16 protein-coding genes and 1 tRNA gene are annotated in these 17,475 nt (G+C 59.9%); 11 read left to right on the forward strand and 6 right to left on the reverse strand.

The features are described 5' to 3' along the window. The first annotated feature begins 5 nt into the window (after positions 1-5). Genes JFN91_RS06865 through JFN91_RS06875 form a run of 3 tightly spaced genes read left to right on the forward strand, consistent with a single transcriptional unit; the run spans position 6 to position 2,383 of the window. Positions 6-1,244, forward strand: a complete 1,239-nt coding sequence (locus tag JFN91_RS06865) for a TrbI/VirB10 family protein (protein WP_199388476.1) — start codon at positions 6-8, stop codon at positions 1,242-1,244. Between the two features lie 12 nt (positions 1,245-1,256). Then, entirely contained in the window at positions 1,257-1,577 is a 321-nt protein-coding gene (locus JFN91_RS06870; RefSeq protein ID WP_199388477.1) for a hypothetical protein, read from the forward strand. A 38-nt stretch (positions 1,578-1,615) separates the two neighbouring features. After that, entirely contained in the window at positions 1,616-2,383 is a 768-nt protein-coding gene (locus JFN91_RS06875; protein WP_199388478.1) for a hypothetical protein, read from the forward strand. A 459-nt stretch (positions 2,384-2,842) separates the two neighbouring features. Here JFN91_RS06875 and JFN91_RS06880 read toward each other — a convergent pair whose 3' ends face one another. Then, positions 2,843-3,286 (reverse strand): hypothetical protein, encoded by a 444-nt coding sequence (locus tag JFN91_RS06880; protein WP_199388479.1) that lies wholly within the window; start codon positions 3,284-3,286, stop codon positions 2,843-2,845. Positions 3,287-3,677: 391 nt separating this feature from the next. Between JFN91_RS06880 and JFN91_RS06885 the strand changes: the two genes are divergently transcribed. Further along, the gene (locus JFN91_RS06885) at positions 3,678-3,929 is read left to right on the forward strand and encodes a helix-turn-helix transcriptional regulator (RefSeq protein WP_199388480.1); all 252 of its coding nucleotides are present in this window, start codon (positions 3,678-3,680) and stop codon (positions 3,927-3,929) included. Positions 3,930-4,029: 100 nt separating this feature from the next. Here JFN91_RS06885 and JFN91_RS06890 read toward each other — a convergent pair. The 3 genes from JFN91_RS06890 to JFN91_RS06900 form a co-directional block, all read right to left on the reverse strand. After that, a tRNA-Cys gene (locus tag JFN91_RS06890) sits at positions 4,030-4,104 on the reverse strand. Positions 4,105-4,164: 60 nt separating this feature from the next. Beyond that, entirely contained in the window at positions 4,165-4,755 is a 591-nt protein-coding gene (gene pgsA, locus JFN91_RS06895) for a CDP-diacylglycerol--glycerol-3-phosphate 3-phosphatidyltransferase (protein WP_183346450.1), read from the reverse strand. 14 nt (positions 4,756-4,769) lie between these two features. Further along, positions 4,770-5,384, reverse strand: a complete 615-nt coding sequence (locus JFN91_RS06900) for a lytic transglycosylase domain-containing protein (protein WP_199388481.1) — start codon at positions 5,382-5,384, stop codon at positions 4,770-4,772. A 343-nt stretch (positions 5,385-5,727) separates the two neighbouring features. Between JFN91_RS06900 and nadB the strand changes: the two genes are divergently transcribed. The 7 genes from nadB (at position 5,728) to JFN91_RS06935 (ending at position 14,476) form a co-directional block, all read left to right on the forward strand. Further along, a complete protein-coding gene (nadB, locus tag JFN91_RS06905; RefSeq protein WP_199388482.1) occupies positions 5,728-7,323 on the forward strand; it encodes an L-aspartate oxidase in 1,596 nt (531 codons plus the stop codon). 10 nt (positions 7,324-7,333) lie between these two features. Continuing rightward, on the forward strand, positions 7,334-7,609 hold the full coding sequence (locus JFN91_RS06910) for a chorismate mutase (protein WP_199388483.1): 276 nt from the start codon (positions 7,334-7,336) through the stop codon (positions 7,607-7,609). 14 nt (positions 7,610-7,623) lie between these two features. Continuing rightward, on the forward strand, positions 7,624-7,833 hold the full coding sequence (locus JFN91_RS06915; protein WP_183346446.1) for a hypothetical protein: 210 nt from the start codon (positions 7,624-7,626) through the stop codon (positions 7,831-7,833). Then, positions 7,833-10,517, forward strand: a complete 2,685-nt coding sequence (gene glnD / locus JFN91_RS06920; RefSeq protein ID WP_199388484.1) for a [protein-PII] uridylyltransferase — start codon at positions 7,833-7,835, stop codon at positions 10,515-10,517. The genes JFN91_RS06915 and glnD overlap by 1 nt, the downstream gene beginning before the upstream one ends. Beyond that, on the forward strand, positions 10,517-11,395 hold the full coding sequence (gene xerD, locus JFN91_RS06925; RefSeq protein WP_199388485.1) for a site-specific tyrosine recombinase XerD: 879 nt from the start codon (positions 10,517-10,519) through the stop codon (positions 11,393-11,395). Before glnD ends, xerD begins: the two co-directional genes overlap by 1 nt. Before the next feature lie 306 nt (positions 11,396-11,701). Beyond that, positions 11,702-12,901 carry a cofactor-independent phosphoglycerate mutase gene (locus JFN91_RS06930; RefSeq protein ID WP_199388486.1) on the forward strand — a complete coding sequence of 400 codons (1,200 nt, stop codon included), beginning with the start codon at positions 11,702-11,704 and terminating at the stop codon, positions 12,899-12,901. A gap of 270 nt (positions 12,902-13,171) precedes the next feature. Beyond that, positions 13,172-14,476, forward strand: coding sequence for an aminotransferase class I/II-fold pyridoxal phosphate-dependent enzyme (locus JFN91_RS06935; RefSeq protein ID WP_199388487.1), 1,305 nt, complete (start codon positions 13,172-13,174; stop codon positions 14,474-14,476). Positions 14,477-14,809: 333 nt separating this feature from the next. Here the strand turns inward: JFN91_RS06935 and lepB are convergent, their stop codons facing one another. Beyond that, positions 14,810-15,481, reverse strand: a complete 672-nt coding sequence (gene lepB / locus JFN91_RS06940; RefSeq protein WP_199388488.1) for a signal peptidase I — start codon at positions 15,479-15,481, stop codon at positions 14,810-14,812. Positions 15,482-15,536: 55 nt separating this feature from the next. Then, on the reverse strand, positions 15,537-17,336 hold the full coding sequence (gene lepA / locus JFN91_RS06945) for a translation elongation factor 4 (protein ID WP_199388489.1): 1,800 nt from the start codon (positions 17,334-17,336) through the stop codon (positions 15,537-15,539). Positions 17,337-17,475: the final 139 nt, after the last annotated feature.

Here is a 17,475-nt window from a genome sequence, read left to right on the forward strand (position 1 = left end):
AGCCTATGGTATGGATAAGAGCAAAAGCGGAACCGGAGCAGGATTCCCCGTTGAAAACGCCGCGGACCGTGGTGACCAGATTCAACCGGCGCATGATCTTCGTTCTGGCCGTGGTGATCACCGTGATCATCACGGCAGCCGTGGTCGCCAGTTTCTCGCCGAAGAAGATGGCCCAGGGGGAGGAGAAGAAGTCTGGGCAAAAGCTGGAACAGGCTCCGACCTCTCCTGGCCTACCCGATCCGATGGTCACCGCACCGGGTAGCTACGACAAGATCCCCAAGGCAAGAAGCGCGTCAGGAGGAGTCCCTTCGCCCAGAAAACCGGCGGAAGCAGCCGCCGAAGCCGCAGCTGGCGACCCTCCCCAGCCGGTGTCTCCGGCCTATACAGTCACACCGCCGGGCCAGCTTGCCGAGAACCAGACACAAAAGGATAAAGTGACCGCGATCAACTCCCCGGTGACTTTCGGCCAAGGCGAGATCCCACAGCCGCAGGCAAGGGCAGAGGAGCCCCATCTTCCCGTGGCGGTGCCTCATTTCACACCTACGTTCCAGCCAGGGGAACGGCTACCCCCTGACGACCAGAACATGCAGGGGGAGAAGCGGGACTTTTCCCGGGAGCGGCAGCAGGACCTGCCGTACCTGAAGTCCACCCTGATGGCCCCCATCTCGCAGTACGAGATCAAGGCCGGGACCATCCTTCCCGCTACCTTGATCACCGGGATCAACTCCGATCTTCCGGGGCAGATCGTGGCTCAGATGAGGGAAAACGTCTTCGACACCGTGACCGGGAACTACCTCCTGGTCCCGCAGGGGACCAGGCTCATCGGCGAGTACGACTCCAAGGTAGCCTTCGGCCAGGAACGGGTCTTGGTGGTCTGGACGCGGCTTGTCATGCCCAACGGCGAATCGGTCAACCTCGAGGGAATGCCCGGAACCGACCTCTCCGGCTACGCCGGGATGACCGGCCGGGTGAACAACCACTACGGCAAGCTGGTCACCGGCGTGGTGCTGGGGAGCGTCATCGGCGCCGGCGCCCAGGTCGCTGTGGGAGGGCAGGGCGCACCCAACGTCCCCCCAACCTTCGGCAACCTCGCCGTATCCGGGGCGGCCCAGAACATCAATCAGGCCGCCCAGCAGCACACCAACAAGGTCCTCAACATGCAGCCCAGCATCGAGGTCTCCCCCGGAGACAAGATCAACGTCTTCGTCACCAAGGATATGATCCTCAAACCCTTCACCGAGTAGGAGGAGATGACCATGAAAAAGAACCCTGCTGAGACTACAGAGCTGAGAATCAGGCCACTTCCCACTCCCCCCGAAAAACAGAAGATGTCCTTCAAGTTGCCGCTTCCGACTTTGTCCAAGTTCGAGGCCTATCTCGCTGCCTATTCAGATTTTTATGGGGTTGAACCGGACCGTGACTTCATCGTCGACCGGATCTTCACCAGCTTTTTCGAATCAGACCATGCCTTCAACGCCTACTTGAAAAGGGAGGTGCAGCCTCCCGAAAAGAAGAAGGACAAGAAAACGGCACTGGGGGGCGAGAATGCCGTCTTGGGAGAGTCGGCCCAGATCTGACAGGGGCCAACCCGTGAGCATTGGCCTTGGAGGTCACTATGAAAATGGTTGCCGCCGTTATGGTGCTCGCCAGTCTGATACTGGCAGATACTGTCCATGCAACCCCCTCAACTCAGATCTGGATTCCCTCCCCGGACGTGCAAGCCTTCCTGGTCGGGCACATCGGCGTGGACAACTACTTTCGCAGGGGGGGGAATGGCTCCGGTGAGCGTGATCCCAACATCCTCGATGTCGGCCTCACCGTAGGGCTGCTCCCCTTTGAGAAGCTACAGTTGGAGGTCGGCGCGGATTATCTCGCCGTTGCGGGAGATCCCAATGACCGCTATCCCTGGAGCGGCAACGCCAAGCTCGGGATCAGGGAAGAGTCTCTTTTCCCCTTTTCCCCAGCCGTCGCTGGCGGCATCTACAACACCGGAAAGGCGCGAAAGGCCACCGACGGCAACCTCTCCTTCGTCCGGTCCGGGCAGAATATCGTGTATGGCCTGGCAGCGAAAACCCTCCCAGGACCAGGCTTCTCCCTGGGGCGCTTCTCCGGCGGCTACTATCACGGCAGCAAGAAGGCACTGGTGCCGGACAACAAGGGGCTCCTGCTTTCCTGGGACAGGACGATTACTGAGCTCACTGAAAAACTGTGGGTGGCGGTGGACTACATGGGAGGGGAGAACGTGAACGGTGCCTTGAGCTTCGGGGCCGCCTGGAGATTCAACCGCAACGTCTCCCTCCTTTTGGGCTACGACAAGTTCAGACGTTCCGAATTGTCCGGGGAGGACACCTTCACCGTGCAGCTTGACTTGGATTTCCCGTAGAGACGGTAGGCGGTTACGCCTAAGTGGAGAAGGCCAGAATGAGAGGGAGGGGACAATGGGCGTAAATAATGGAGCGGAACTCTAATTTCAGTCCTACGTTGAGTGTTTTCTACGTTAGATAGCGATGTGTCGTGAATAATTAAAAGGAATTTTCCACTGAGACTGTGGATAAATCTTCTGAGCCTGTGGATATCGGGTGTACTTTGTTCGTCTTTCTCATAACTTTAACAAATTGCCCGCATAATGCGCATGCATGTAACTAGCTGAAATAGCGTGTCAATGGGAAATATAAATGCTGTTTCGCGTTATAAGTGTGGAAAAGAAAAACATGACCTGCTGCCGAAAACAGTTGAGTGGATAAAGCTAGGGTAATGCTGGTTTGCGACAGAAAAACACCAATCCTTCCTTTGCAGAAGATCGGTGAGGGCAGGGCCGCTAGTTCTGGCGGGTGGTTCACGATCACAGGCCGGAGTAACAGGCGTATGCTTTATCCAGCGCCCATAGCACCACGAGCATCTCTTCGAGTTCCTGTGAGACACGGTCCAGCGTATGCCCCAACAACTTCGTATCCGGGATGCTTGCAAACATTGCTTCCAGGTTTTCAAATGCAGCGAGGGTGCACTGCCTATGTCGGCAACTCCTCAGATTGTGGTCCTTCAAAAGAAGTCTCTTTATCTGGACGAGCTGGAACTCTAGCTTGAGCTTGTCGCTTTGAGGCATGGTGAAGGCTCGGAGCATTTCCGAGCATCTTTGTACAACTTCGTATCTGGTACCTGGCATGGCTTTCCTTTCAGTCATGGTTGTGGCTGGTCCGTCTGGGGCAGAGAGTCGGAACGCGAAGCCCCCCATCAACTTCGATAGGGGGCTTCTACTACACAAACCAAGGAGGTTGTTGTGTATCATGTTAGGCTGCTAATGTAAATAAAATAATTTTAAACCTGGGGCGGATGGCGGAAACAATATTTAGTTCATTATGCTGAACCTGCAAAACGAAAGGCCCCGCCCCCCTCGCATGCCGCACTGGGATTCGGAGCCTTCGCCGGGAGATGGAGAAACCTCCCACGAGAAAAGTATGCCGCCGACTCTGAAGAAAACAAGGGCAGCTGCCCGCCAGGCAGCCGGTGCGCCGGTGACACCCCGGCACACAAAGGTCACTTGTTCTTAGGGCAAGCGGGGGATTCTCCCCCGGTCCGCAGCCGCCTTTGCCTCCTGATGTTTTCCTTCAACAGCCGGATCTGTAAGTGGTCCGGAGCCGCTGAAACCAAGGGGGCTATTTGCAACGAGGAGATCCCGCATGGATAACGACAAACTGATCAGGCGTAAGCAGGTCCTGGATCTCATAGGGCTCAGTCATTCGACGCAGTGGCGGTTGGAGAGGGCGGGGCGGTTCCCGGCCCGGGTGCGACTAAGCAGTGGTTCGGTCGGCTGGCACCTCGCGGAGGTGGAGGAGTGGGTACGGGAGCGTGAGCGGGTTTCGGTCGCGAGCGACATCACATCATTGCAGGGAGGTGAGCCGGGTTCCGTCCTGCCTCACAGGAAAGGGTAAGAATTTTTTTGCAGCGATGGGAGAGGGAATTTATTGCAGCGATTATTACAGCGATAGAAAAAGGGGCTTACAGTGAGTAACCGTAAGCCCCTTTTATTATTGGAGGCGGCAATCGGATTTGAACCGATGAATGAAGGATTTGCAGTCCTTTGCCTTACCACTTGGCCATGCCGCCTTGTACATCGAAGGAGCCCAGTTTATAACCTGATTCCCTTGTCTGTGTCAATGAGAAATTTTACTTGGCGATCACTCTCACAAATTTGCTCAGGTAATCGACGCCGCTCCAGATGGTTATGATTGTTGCTATCCACAAATAGAACATGCCGACGTTATGCATGTTGACTACCAAGAGCGGATGATCGATCCCGAAGAACCAGTGGTAGTCATAGTGCAGCAGCAATCCGATGATGGCGACCAGCTGGAAGATGGTCTTGAACTTGCCCAGGTTGCTGGCGGCGATGACGATCCCCTCGGTGGAGGCGATGCCGCGCAGACCGGTGATGATCATCTCGCGCCCGAGGATCACCAGCACCATCCAGGCGGGGACGCGGTCGAAGGGAAGGATCATGATCAGCGCGGCCATGACGATCAGCTTGTCGGCGATCGGGTCCAGGAACTTGCCGAACACGGTGACGATACCCATCTTCCTGGCAAGATACCCGTCCAGCCAGTCGGTTACCGACGCGGCGGCGAACAGCGCCGCGGCCCAGAAACCGGGCTCGCGCTCGGGCGAGAGCAAAAGGACGCACAGAAGCGGGATGGCCGCTATGCGCAACATGGTCAGGATGTTCGGGAGATTCATGATCTGGGCTTGGGTGGAGGGCATGCTTGGCCTTTGCGCTATCTATAGCTGTTCCGGTAACTGAGTACCTTGGACACGTAGGTTTGGGTTTCGGGATAGGGGGGAATGCCGCCGTACTTGGCAACGGCATTGAGCCCGCAGTTGTAAGCGGCGACGGCCAGCGACTCGTTCCCCTTGAAGGTGTCCAGAAGGAACCTCAGGTAACGCACACCGCCGCGGATGTTGTCGGACGGGTTGAAGGAGTCGGCAACCTTCAGCCCCTGGGCCGTCTTGGGCATGAGCTGCATCAGCCCCTGGGCGCCCTTGGGGGACACGGCGCTCGGGTTGTAGCCGCTCTCGGCATGGATCACCGCCTTCACCAGGGAGCTGTCGACGCCGAACTCGCGCGAGCAGGAACTGATGATGGGTTCGAACTCGGCGGGGTTGCGGGCATAGCCGGAAAGCTTGAAGGCGGTTCTCAGCCGCTTGTCCTTCTTTATGTCGCGCATGAAGATCTTGAAACGCTTGTCGGTGGGGGCGTCGGTGAAGTGAACGGTTCCGTCGGGATCTTCGTACTTATATATATCGGCGCGCGCCGGTGCCGGGGTGCACCACGACAGCGCGGCCAGGGTCAGGATGGCTGCCAGGGAAAGTCGGTGTGACGTTAAGCGCATGGGCTTCCTTTTTAATGGGACAGGGAATTCTGCCATCGAAATATATAGACCAATAAGCATGATAATTCAAGGTCTAATGTGACCTTGGCGGCCTCTAACCCGTCAAAAGTCTTGACAAAAATCTCGCTGGGATCAATAATTTGCGGGTTTTCCCGAGCCGGTTACGCGAAGAACGCAAGGTACCCGCGACGCACACCAAGAAATCTCCTTTGAGGGCACAGGCCCGAACGTTGCCGCCATGACCCCCTGAGTCTTTCCTGAAGTACTCGCGACTGCTGCACGGCTTCGTCTCATACTTTCGGTCTCAAGAAACGCCTAATCCAGCTTATCGGGGGGTAGTTTGATGAAGGAGAAAACTGATTTTCTGGTGATCGGCAGCGGTATCGCGGGGCTTTCCTTCGCGCTGCAGGCTGCGGCCCACGGCAAGGTCGCGGTGGTCACCAAGAGGGACATTTCGGAGTCGGCCACAAATTACGCGCAGGGTGGCATCGCGACGGTCTCTTCGGACGAGGACACCTTCGACGCGCACGTGCAGGACACCCTGGTCGCCGGCGCCGGCGTCTGCCACGAGGACGTGGTGCGCATGGTGGTCGAGGAAGGGCCGCAGGTGATCCGCAACCTGATCGACTGGGGGGTGCAGTTCACCAAGAGCGGCGATGCCTATGACCTGACCCGCGAGGGCGGCCACAGCGCGCGGCGCATCCTGCACGCCGAGGACATCACCGGCCGCGAGATCGAGCGCGCCCTGGTCGAGGCGGCCAAGAAGCACGACAACATCACCATCTACGAAAACCACATCGCCATCGATCTCGTCACCGAGTCCAAGGTGATGAAGCAGAAGCTGGAGCACAACCGCTGCCTGGGCGCCCACGTGATGGACAAGGAGTCCGGCGAGGTGAAGACCTTCGCGGCCCGCATCACCCTGCTTGCCTCCGGCGGCGCCGGCAAGGTGTATCTCTACACCTGCAACCCGGACGTCGCTACCGGCGACGGCGTCGCCATGGCCTACCGCGCCGGCGCCACCATCGCCAACATGGAATTCATGCAGTTCCACCCGACCACGCTCTACCACCCCAACGCCCGTTCCTTCCTGATCTCGGAGGCGGTGCGCGGTGAGGGTGCCATCCTCAAGCGCCGCGACGGCACCGCCTTCATGGAGAAGTACCACCACCTGAAGGACCTGGCGCCGCGCGACATCGTGGCCCGCGCCATCGACAACGAGATGAAGACCTACGGCGACGACTGCGTCTACCTGGACATCAGGCACCGCGGCGCCGAGTACATCACCTCGCGCTTCCCCAACATCTACCAGACCTGCCTGGAGTACGGCATCGACATGACTACCGAGATGCTCCCGGTCGTCCCCGCGGCGCATTATCTGTGCGGCGGTGTGCAGGTGGACTTCAACGCCGAGACCGACATCAAGCACCTCTACGCCATCGGCGAGGTCGCCTTCACCGGCCTGCACGGCGGCAACCGTCTGGCCAGCAACTCGCTGCTGGAGGCGGCGGTCTACGCTGGTCGCGCCTATGAGCACGCGGTGCAGGTACTTAAAGATGAAACCTTCTCGTTCCCGCAGATCCCGGAGTGGGACGCCGGTACTGCGACCAACTCTGACGAGATGGTGGTGGTCTCCCAGAACTGGGACGAGATCCGCCGCTTCATGTGGAACTACGTCGGCATCGTGAGAAGCGACAAGCGTCTCGCGCGCGCCATGCGCCGCATCGAGCTAATCCAGGACGAGATCGAGGAGTACTACTGGAACTTCATCGTCACCTCGGACCTGATCGAGCTGAGGAACATCGCCACCGTGGCCCAGCTGATCGTCGCCTGCGCCCAGATGCGCAAGGAATCGCGCGGGCTCAACTACAACATCGATTACCCGGGCGTCGACGACGTGAACTGGAAGCGCGACACCCACATCAAGAAGAAGTTCTGAGGACGCCGCCATGGGCATTGACGACATCAGGAACGAGATCGACCGGCTGGACAGCGAACTTTTGCGCATCTTCAACGAGCGTGCCTCCCTTGCCCTGAAGATCGGGGAGATCAAGAAGGGGCTCGACCTGCCGGTGTACGACCCGGCCCGCGAGAAGCGCATCTTTGCCCGGATGACCTCGGAGAACCATGGCCCCCTGGACGACCAGGCCATCGTGCGTCTCTTCGAGAGGGTGATCGACGAATCGCGCCGCCTGGAGCGCATCATGACCCGCGGCGAACACTAAAGGGAGGTTTGCAGGTGCTGATCGTTATGCGTAAGACGGCCGACGAAAAGGCCCAGGAAGAGATCAAGTCGTTCCTCATCGAGCGTGGCTTCGACATCCACCAGTCCACCGGCGCGAACCGGGTCATCATCGGCGTCATCGGCGACACCGAGAGTCTCCCCGAGGCTGACATCAAGGCCTTCCCGGGCGTCCTGCAGGTAGTGCGTATCGCCAAGGAAGAGTGATGCGCCTCAACATAAACGCATACCTCTCCGAGTCGATGAAGGGGGACGGCAAGAGCTTCGAGGAGAAGCGCGGCGCCTACCTCGCCGCCGCGCGCGAGTTCCTGGAGCATTTCCGCGAGGAGTCCAAGCGCTCGCACCGGGAAGGGGAGGATGGCATCTCGGTGGTGCAGTCCATCACCGCCATGACCGACGCCCTGGTGACGAGGCTGTTCACCGCGCTCTCGGACGACCTGCAGATGCACAAGAGCGGCCAGCTCGCGCTGATCGCCGTGGGCGGCTACGGGCGGCGCGAACTGAACCCGTATTCCGACCTGGACCTGCTCTTTCTCTACAGCGGCAAGGACTCCAAGGTGGTGGAGGAGGCGGCCAATCGCCTGCTCTATTTCCTGTGGGACCTGCGCCTGGACGTCGGCTACTCGGTGCGCACCATCGCCGACTGCGTCGACATGGCTGCCAACGACATCACTGTCAAGACGGCCCTGTTGGACGCGCGCCTTTTGACCGGCAGCCAACACCTCTTTAGCGAGCTGAAGAAGACGATGGTGAGCCAGGTGCTCGCCAAGAGAAGCGACTCCTTCATCAACGAGAAGCTGGAGGAATTGAGGAAACGGCGCGAGAAATACGGCTCCAGCGTCTACATCCTGGAACCCAACATCAAGGAAGGGGAGGGGTGCCTCAGGGACCTGCACACCGCGATGTGGGTTGCCAAGATCAAGTACAAGGTGGATGAGCCGCGCGAGCTGGTCATGAAGGGGGTCCTCTCGGAAGAGGAGCTCGGCATGTACTACAGCTCGCTCTCCTACCTCTGGCGCATCCGCAACGAACTGCACTACCTGGCCGGCCGCAAGAACGACCAGCTCACCTTCGAGGCCCAGACTACCATCGCCCGTTTCTTCGGCTACGAGGACAAGGGGAAGACCCTGGCCGTCGAGCAGTTCATGCAGGACTTCTACCTGCACGCCAACCGCGTCGAGCACTTCAGTTCGCTGCTCATCACCAAGTGCAGCCAGCGCGAGGACTCAACCCGCAAGATACTGGGCTACTTCACCCGCCGCCCGGTGGGGGACGGCTTCTACGTCATGAAGGGGGAACTGGTGGTCCCGGATGAAACGGTGATCGCCAAGGACCCGGTGCGGCTCATCAAGATCTTCGAGCACGCCCAGAAGCAGGGGGTGGCCTTGAGCCTCGCCACCAAGACCCTGATCCGCAACAACCTGGACCTGGTCAACGACAAGTTCCGTCGCTCCAAGGAGGCCAACGCCTCCTTCATCAACATCCTGCAGTCCGAGAAGAAGGTCTACGACACGCTGCAGCAGATGCACCACCTGGGCTTCCTGATCCGCTTCATCCCCGAGTTCGAGCGCATCTACTGCAAGGTGCAGCACGACGTCTACCACATCTATACGGTCGACACCCACACCCTCTTCGCCGTCGAGGAGATTGCCAAGCTGTGGCGCGGCGAGCACAAGGACACCCTGCCGCTTTTGACCCAGCTTGCCATGGAGATCGACAAGCGCTGGCTGCTGCTCCTGGCCGTCATGTTCCACGACATCGGCAAGGGGGGCGGGGGCGGGCACGCGGAGGTGGGCGCCGAGCTGACCAAGACCATCGCCCGCCGCATGGGGCTCATCAAGGAAGATTCGGAGCGGCTGCAGTTTTTGGTGCGTCAGCATCTCCTCTTGGCCCACATCGCCCAGCGCCGCGACCTGCACGACGAGCGCATGATCATCCAGTTCGCCCGCCAGATGGAGAAGAGCGAGAACCTGAAGATGCTCTACCTCCTGACCTACGCCGACATCAAGGCGGTGGGGCCGGAGGTGTGGACCGAGTGGAAGGCGCTTTTGCTGCAGGAGCTTTACGAGAAGGCCTTCACCGTGCTGGAGCGCGGCGACTTCAAGCTGGAGGCGTCCGGGGACCGGGTGCGCCGGGTCAAGCGGACCGTGTTCGATCTGTTGGCGGACGACTACCCGGGGCAGCTCATCAAGGACGAGTTGCAGGCGCTCACCACCAGACACCTGCTCTCCTACACGCCGGAGGTCCTATCCGGGCACGTGCGCACGCTGCTTGAGATGCCCAAGAATCTGTTGGTGCTGCAGTTGTCCCACGAGGTCGAGCGCGGCTACACCAACTGCACCATCTGCACCTATGACATCCCGGGCCTCTTCTCCATGATCACCGGCGTGATGGCTGCCAACGGCATGAACATCCTGGGGGCGCAGATCCACACCAATACCAACGAAAAGGTGCTGGACATCCTGCAGGTGAACTCGCCCCAGGGCTTCGTGATCACCGAGGAAAGCCGCTGGAAGCGTTTTGAGACCGACCTGAGGCAGGTGCTGGAAGGCAAGGTCCGGGTGGGGCAACTGGTGGCCAAGCGCAACCGCCCCAGCATCCTCACCGAGAAGGCGAAGCCGACCGTGCCGGCGCGGGTGGAGATCGACAACGAGGTCTCCTCGGACTACACGGTCATCGACATCTACGCCCACGACAAGGTGGGGCTTTTGTACTCGATCACCAGCACGCTCACCAGGCTCGGGCTCTACATCGGCGTGTCCAAGATCTCCACCAAGGTGGATCAGGTCGCCGACGTGTTTTACGTGAAGAACATCTTCGGGCAGAAGATCTCTGAGCCTGCCAAGCTCGAGGAGATCCGCACCGAGCTGCTCGCCGCCGTGGACGGCTAGTGGACCGCTACCTCGACCTGTTTCTGAATTACCTGGTGGTCGAGAAGGGGGCCGCCGCCAACACCGTGGCCGCCTACAGCAGGGACCTGACCCGTTACCTCGCCTACCTCGGGGAGCGGGAGCCTGCGCAGGTGAAGGCGAGCGACGTCACCGGTTACCTCGCCAGGCTCAAAGGGGAGGGGATCTCGCCCCGGAGCCGCGCCCGGGCGCTCTCGGCGCTTCGGATGCTGCACCGATTCCTGGTGCGCGAGGGTTACTGCGAGGTGAACCCGACTGCCATCGTGGAGGCGCCCAAGGGGCTGCAGAAGCTGCCGGGCGTGCTCAGTTCGCGCGAGGTGGAGGCACTTTTGGCCTCGCCGCTCGACACCGGCGCCATAGAGTTGCGCGACAAGGCGATGCTGGAACTGCTCTACGCCACGGGGCTCAGGGTTTCCGAGTTGGTGGGGCTGAAGATAGGGGACGTCAACATCGACGCCGGCTACCTGATGACCATCGGCAAGGGGGACAAGGAGCGGTTGATCCCGATGGGGGCGAGCGCCTGTCACGCGGTGGGGGAGTACCTGGAGCAGGCGCGCCAGGAGTTGTTGAAGCAGAAGAGTTCGCCGCTGCTCTTTCTGAGCCGGCTGGGCGAGGGGATGACCCGGCAGGCCTTTTGGAACATCATCAAGAAGAGGGCGCTGCAGGCGGGCGTCAGGAGCGGCATCTCGCCGCATACCTTGCGGCACTCGTTTGCCACGCACCTGCTGGAGAACGGCGCGGATTTGAGGAGCGTGCAGATCATGCTGGGGCACGCGGACCTCTCCACGACCCAGATCTACACCCACGTGACCCGGGAACGGCTGAAGCGTCTGCACGAAAAGGCGCACCCGAGAGGGTAACGCAAAGGCGCAAAGATCAAAAAGCCTCAACGCAAAGACGCAAAGGCGCGGAGACGCTAAGAAAGCCTTTTAGGGGGTACACCTTTAGTCGGTTTTGAACTTTGCGCCTCTGCGGCTTGGCGCCTTTGCGTTGATGGTTTAAAAACGAAACAAAAAACACAAACCTATTATTTAACGCAATGGCGCTAAGACGCTAAGAGAACCTTTAAAAGCTTTTGAATTGTTTTACCCTTTGCGCCTTTGCGGCTTTGCGTTAACAATAATGTTTTTAACTCAACCACAGATTACTGATAAAGGATGGATGCTATGAAGTACATTGTGTTGCTCGGTGACGGGATGTCGGACCAGCCGGTCGGGGCTTTGGAAGGAAAAACGCCGCTGCAGGCGGCTAAGACGCCTAACATGGATTTTATGGCCAAGCGCGGCACCCTGGGCCTTGCCCATACGGTGCCGGAAGGCTACGCTCCGGGCTCGGACGTCGCCAACCTCTCCATGTTCGGCTACAACCCGGTCGATTGCTACACCGGCCGCTCGCCGCTTGAGGCTGCCAGCATGGGCGTGTCCCTGGGACCGGACGACGTGGCCTTCCGCCTCAACCTGGTGCACCTGGAAGCGCGCGGCGGCAAGCTGATCATGGAAGATTACTCCGCCGGCCACATCTCCTCCGCGGACGGCCGCGAATTGGTGGAGGACCTGCAGCGCCAGCTGGGCAACGAGGAGTTCTCCTTCCACCCCGGCGTCAGCTACCGGCACCTCATGGTCTGGCACGGCGGCAGGACTCAGATCAAGATGACCCCGCCCCACGACATCTCCGGGCAGTCCGTCACCGAGCACATGCCGTCCGGCGAGGGCGCGGACAAGCTCATCTACCTGATGAACGCATCGCAGATGATCTTCCACAACCACCCGCAGTACAAACGCCGCGCCGCCGCAGGCGAGGTGCCGGCCAACTCCATCTGGCTCTGGGGACACGGCAAGGCCCCGGCCATGGGTACCTTCGACGCACGCTTCGGCCTCACCGGCGCCGTTATCTCGGCGGTCGACCTGATCAAGGGAATCGGCGTCTACGCCGGCCTCGACATCATCAACGTCCCCGGCGCCACCGGCTACCTCGATACCAACTTCGACGGCAAGGCCCAGGCGGCCATCGACGCACTGAAGACCCACGACTTCGTCTTCGTGCACGTGGAGGCCCCGGACGAGGCGTCGCACTCCGGCAAGCTCGCCGACAAGATCAAGGCCATCGAGCTCTTCGACGAGAAGGTGGTGGGGGCGGTGCTGCAGGGGGTGAAACAGTTCGGCGACTACCGCATCCTGTGCGCGCCAGACCATCCCACCCCGATCGCCCTGATGACCCATAGCTCGGATCCGGTTCCCTTCGTGATCTATGCTGGAGAGGAAAAGGAGAAGGCGGGTGTAGCCGGCTACGACGAGATCGCCGCCGCGGCGACCGGCCTCAAAGTGGAGCCGGGGTACAGGCTGATGGAGATGCTGCTGAACCGCTAAGGAGTTCTTTCCTCACTCCGATCTCATCCCCTCCCCCCGGAGGGGGGAGGTCGGGAGGGGGGAGCTTGCATTCGACATCCGTTTCCCCCTCCCTAACCCTCCCCTCCGGGGGAGGGGACTGGTGCTCAACAAAATCAGCGCCACTCCGGCCCCCCTTCACATTAAGCGTTGACAACTGGTTGGCCTCGGGTTTTAATGGCCAGTCTGTTACTTCCTATTCTCATCGGTCCTGCCCTCGGGCATATCACATTAAGCTTCAGGAGGAATTTGATGAATCCATTAGCCGCGGAGTTAAACGAGTCTCTAGCCCAGCACAGCCCCCATGTCCTGGAGATGCTGTCTGATCTCGGCAAGAACCTCTTCTTCCCCAAGGGAATCCTCACCCAGTCGGCTGAAGCCAAAGAAAAAGCAACCAAGTTCAACGCCACCATCGGCATCGCCACCGAGAACGGCGGCCCGATGTACCTCTCCTGCATCCAGGACAAGCTCTCCTCCTTCGACCCGAAGGACATCTATCCGTATGCACCGCCGGCAGGCAAGCCGGAACTGCGCGCCCTGTGGCGCGAGAAGATGCTGCGTGAGAACCCGAGCCAGGTAGGCAAGCACTTCAGCAGCCCCATCGTCACCAATGCACTGACCCACGGCCTCTCCATCGTCTCCGACATGTTCGTCGACAAGGGTGACCACCTGATCCTGCCGGACATGCTCTGGGGCAACTACAACCTCACCTTCGGCACCTGCAGCGGCGCCATCGTGAAGAAGTACCCGACCTTCACCGCTACCGGCGGCTACGATGTCGATGCCTTCAAGGCCACCCTGCAGAACTCGGCGGAAGAGAAGGGCAAGGTCATCGTGCTCCTAAACTTCCCGAACAATCCGAGCGGCTACACCCCGACCGTCGCCGAGGGTGATGCCCTGGTCGCCGCCATCAAGGAAGTCGCCGAGGGGGGCTGCAACGTGGTCGCCATCACCGACGACGCCTACTTCGGTCTCTTCTACGAGGACAGCCTGAAGGAGTCCCTCTTCGGCAAGCTGGCCAACCTGCACCCGCGCATCCTGGCGGTCAAGCTGGACGGCGCCACCAAGGAAGAGTTCGTCTGGGGCTTCCGCACCGGCTTCATCACCTTCGCCGACGGCAACGAGTACGAGAACGCACCGGTGATGACCGCCCTCGAGAAGAAGGCCATGGGCATCATCCGCGCCCGCATCTCCAACTGCCCGCACCCGTCCCAGACCTTCGTCATCGAGGCGCTGCGCTCCCCCGAGTTCCTGAAGCAGAAGGAGGAGAAGTTCCAGATCATGAAGGGGCGCGCGCTGAAGACCAAGGAAGTGTTGAACAGCGGCAAGTACGACGCCGCCTGGGATTACTACCCGTTCAACTCCGGCTACTTCATGTGCCTGAAGCTGAAGACCGTGGATGCCGAGAAGCTGCGTCTGCACCTGCTGGACAAGTACGGCGTCGGCGCCATCTCCACCACCAAGACCGACCTCCGTATCGCCTTCTCCTGCATTGCAGAGCAAGACATCCCGGAACTGTTCGACATCATCTACAAGGGTGTGCAGGACCTGGCTTAAACGGCAGAACCCGTTCAACGTTCAACGTTAGAAGGTTAGAACCTGAAAAACAAAAGCCCCTGACCGCATGCGCGGCAGGGGCTTTTTCTTGTTGCTGATGTCACGGAAAGGCGCAGGCGCAAAGAAAGAACGACAACTAACAGGGATGAAGGGGATTAAAGGGATAAAACAAAAAAACAAGGGGGACAGGCACCTGCGGAGCCAGTCCCCTGGTCGTTATCCCCTTCATCCCCTTAAATAGGATGGGTCACAAAAGGAAAAGGGCACCTCTTGCTGCAGAGGAGCCCTTTTTGAGGAGAGGTCTAACGTCGAACGTTGAACGTTGAACGGCCGTTAGTCGATGAGCTTGCCGATGGCGCCGAAGCGGGGGCGCATCTTGTCCTTGTCCCAGGACCAGTACTTGATGAAGGCCAGACCCTTGATCTTGTCGTTCTTCACGAAGCCCCAGAAACGGCTGTCGTAGGAACGGTCGCGGTTGTCACCCATGACGAAGTAGGAGTTGGGGGGGACCGTGACGGGATCCTTGAAGTCCCTCGGGTTGTACTCCTTGGGAACGGTGTCAGGCTCCTTGTGCACCTCGTGCGGATTGGCGTACAGCTTGCCGTTCACGTAGACGCGCTTGTTCTTTACCTCGACGACGTCGCCGGGGACGCCGATGACGCGCTTGATGAAGTCCTTGGTCGGATCCTCGGGGTACTCGAAGACGATGACGTCGCCCTGCTTCGGGTCGCGGAGCTTGAGGAAACGCCCGTCGAGCCCGGGGATCTTAGTGCCGTAGATGAACTTGTTGACCAGCAGATGGTCCCCGATGGCCAGGGTGTCTTCCATGGAGCCGGAGGGGATCTTGAATGCCTGCACCACGAAGGTGCGGATGACCATGGCCAAAAGCACCGCGATGATGATCGACTCGAGGTACTCGCGGACGATGTGCTTGCCCTGGGCGGGTTTCACTTCTTTGGCCTGTTCGGCTGGTTTATCTTCGACAACGTTCTTGTAATCTTCCATGCGCTGTTGCTTCCTTTTGGGTGGATGGGAGGGCGTATGCCGACCTTGATTACGGCTAACCTTCGACTTTAAGGATGGCCAAAAACGCCTCTTGCGGTAGTTCCACGTTGCCTACGTTCTTCATGCGCTTCTTCCCTTCCTTCTGCTTCTCCAGGAGTTTGCGCTTTCTGGTGATGTCGCCGCCGTAGCACTTGGCGAGAACGTCCTTCCTCATCGCCTTCACGGTCTCGCGGGCGATGACCTTGGTGCCTACCGCCGCCTGGATGGCGATCTCGAACATCTGGCGCGGGATCAGTTCCTTCATTTTGGAGACCAGTTCGCGGCCTCTGTAGTAGGCCTTGTCCTTGTGGATGATGAGCGACAGGGCGTCGACCACCTCGCCGTTGATCATGATGTTGAGGCGCACCAACTCGCTCTGGCGGTAGTCCAACAGTTCGTAGTCGAGCGACGCGTACCCCTTGGTGATCGACTTCAGGCGGTCGTAGAAGTCGAGGACCACCTCGTTCAGCGGCAGCTCGTAGACCACCATGACGCGGGTCGGGGTCAGGTACTTGATCTCGCGCTGCACGCCACGCTTCTCCTCGCACAGTGCCAGGATGCCCCCCACGAATTCGTTGGGGACGTGGATCGAGGCGAGGATGAACGGTTCCTCGACGTAAGCGATCTCCTGGGTCGGCGGGAGCTGGTTCGCGCTCTGGATGTGGGTCATGTTGCCGTCGGTCCCGTGCACGCGGTAGACGACGGTGGGGGCGGTGGTGATCAGTTCAAGGTTGAACTCGCGCTCCAGGCGCTCCTGGATGATCTCCATGTGCAGCAAGCCAAGGAAGCCGCAGCGGAAGCCGAAGCCGAGCGCCAGCGAGGTCTCCGGGTCGTAGGAGAAGGAGGAGTCGTTCAGCTTGAGCTTCGCCAGCGCGTCGCGCAGGCTCTCGTACTGCGAGGTGTCGATCGGGTAGAGCCCCGAGAACACCATCGGCTTCACTTCCTTGTAACCGGGGAGCGCCGCGTCGCAGGGGTTGTGCACCAGGGTGACGGTGTCGCCTACCTTCGCGTCGGCCACTTCCCTGATCCCGGCGATGATGAAACCGACCTCGCCGGCGGTGAGCGCCGCCACTTCGCGCATGTCGGGGGAGAAGACGCCGGCTTTCAGCACCTCGTAGTTCTTCCGGTTCGACATGAGCTGGATCTTGTCGCCTTTTTTCACGGTGCCGTCGACGATGCGCACCAGGATGATGACCCCCTGGTACTGGTCGTACCACGAGTCGAACAACAGCGCCTTGAGCGGCTTGTTGGGGTCACCCTGCGGCGGCGGGATCTTCTTGACGATCTCTTCCAGGATCTCTTTGGTGCCGATCCCTTCTTTCGCGCTGGCGAGCACGGCGTCATGGGTGTCGAGGCCGATGATCTCCTCGATCTCGGCCTTGACCCGCTCCGGCTCGGCGGCGGGGAGGTCGATCTTGTTCAGCACCACGAAGACCTCGAGGTTCGCGTCCAGGGCCAGATACACGTTGGCCAGGGTCTGCGCCTCGACCCCTTGGGAGGCGTCCACCACCAGCAGGCCGCCTTCGCAGGCGGTCAGCGAGCGGGAGACCTCGTAGGTGAAGTCGACGTGTCCCGGGGTGTCGATCAGGTTGAGGACGTAGTCCTTGCCGTCTTCGGCCCGGTAGTTGAGGCGGACGGTCTGGGCCTTGATGGTGATGCCGCGTTCCCGTTCCAGGTCCATCTTGTCGAGGAACTGGTCCTGCTTCTCGCGTGCGGAGAGGGTGCCGGTGAATTCGAGAAGACGGTCGGCGAGGGTGGATTTGCCGTGATCGATGTGGGCGATGATGGAAAAATTGCGGATATGCTCGAGTACCATATTGTCCTTTATCGGGCGGAGATTAACTCATGAAATATATAGATTCGACCTCTGATTGTAAAGTTATTTCTGGGGCTTCGAGCCGTAGCGCCGGCTGTCCTCGCGAGGCTGGTATTTCCACGTTGTTTGGGTGGAAATG

This window comes from Geomonas anaerohicana (assembly GCF_016458305.1).
GTDB lineage: Bacteria > Desulfobacterota > Desulfuromonadia > Geobacterales > Geobacteraceae > Geomonas > Geomonas anaerohicana.

Bases quoted from the DNA above. Each gene is read 5' to 3' on its own strand.
- JFN91_RS06865 (WP_199388476.1), top strand. From the start codon at position 6: ATGGTATGGATAAGAGCAAAAGCGGAACCGGAGCAGGATTCCCCGTTG.
- JFN91_RS06870 (WP_199388477.1), top strand. From the start codon at position 1,257: ATGAAAAAGAACCCTGCTGAGACTACAGAGCTGAGAATCAGGCCACTT.
- JFN91_RS06875 (WP_199388478.1), top strand. From the start codon at position 1,616: ATGAAAATGGTTGCCGCCGTTATGGTGCTCGCCAGTCTGATACTGGCA.
- JFN91_RS06880 (WP_199388479.1), bottom strand. From the start codon at position 3,286: ATGATACACAACAACCTCCTTGGTTTGTGTAGTAGAAGCCCCCTATCG.
- JFN91_RS06885 (WP_199388480.1), top strand. From the start codon at position 3,678: ATGGATAACGACAAACTGATCAGGCGTAAGCAGGTCCTGGATCTCATA.
- pgsA (WP_183346450.1), bottom strand. From the start codon at position 4,755: ATGCCCTCCACCCAAGCCCAGATCATGAATCTCCCGAACATCCTGACC.
- JFN91_RS06900 (WP_199388481.1), bottom strand. From the start codon at position 5,384: ATGCGCTTAACGTCACACCGACTTTCCCTGGCAGCCATCCTGACCCTG.
- nadB (WP_199388482.1), top strand. From the start codon at position 5,728: ATGAAGGAGAAAACTGATTTTCTGGTGATCGGCAGCGGTATCGCGGGG.
- JFN91_RS06910 (WP_199388483.1), top strand. From the start codon at position 7,334: ATGGGCATTGACGACATCAGGAACGAGATCGACCGGCTGGACAGCGAA.
- glnD (WP_199388484.1), top strand. From the start codon at position 7,833: ATGCGCCTCAACATAAACGCATACCTCTCCGAGTCGATGAAGGGGGAC.
- JFN91_RS06930 (WP_199388486.1), top strand. From the start codon at position 11,702: ATGAAGTACATTGTGTTGCTCGGTGACGGGATGTCGGACCAGCCGGTC.
- JFN91_RS06935 (WP_199388487.1), top strand. From the start codon at position 13,172: ATGAATCCATTAGCCGCGGAGTTAAACGAGTCTCTAGCCCAGCACAGC.
- lepB (WP_199388488.1), bottom strand. From the start codon at position 15,481: ATGGAAGATTACAAGAACGTTGTCGAAGATAAACCAGCCGAACAGGCC.
- lepA (WP_199388489.1), bottom strand. From the start codon at position 17,336: ATGGTACTCGAGCATATCCGCAATTTTTCCATCATCGCCCACATCGAT.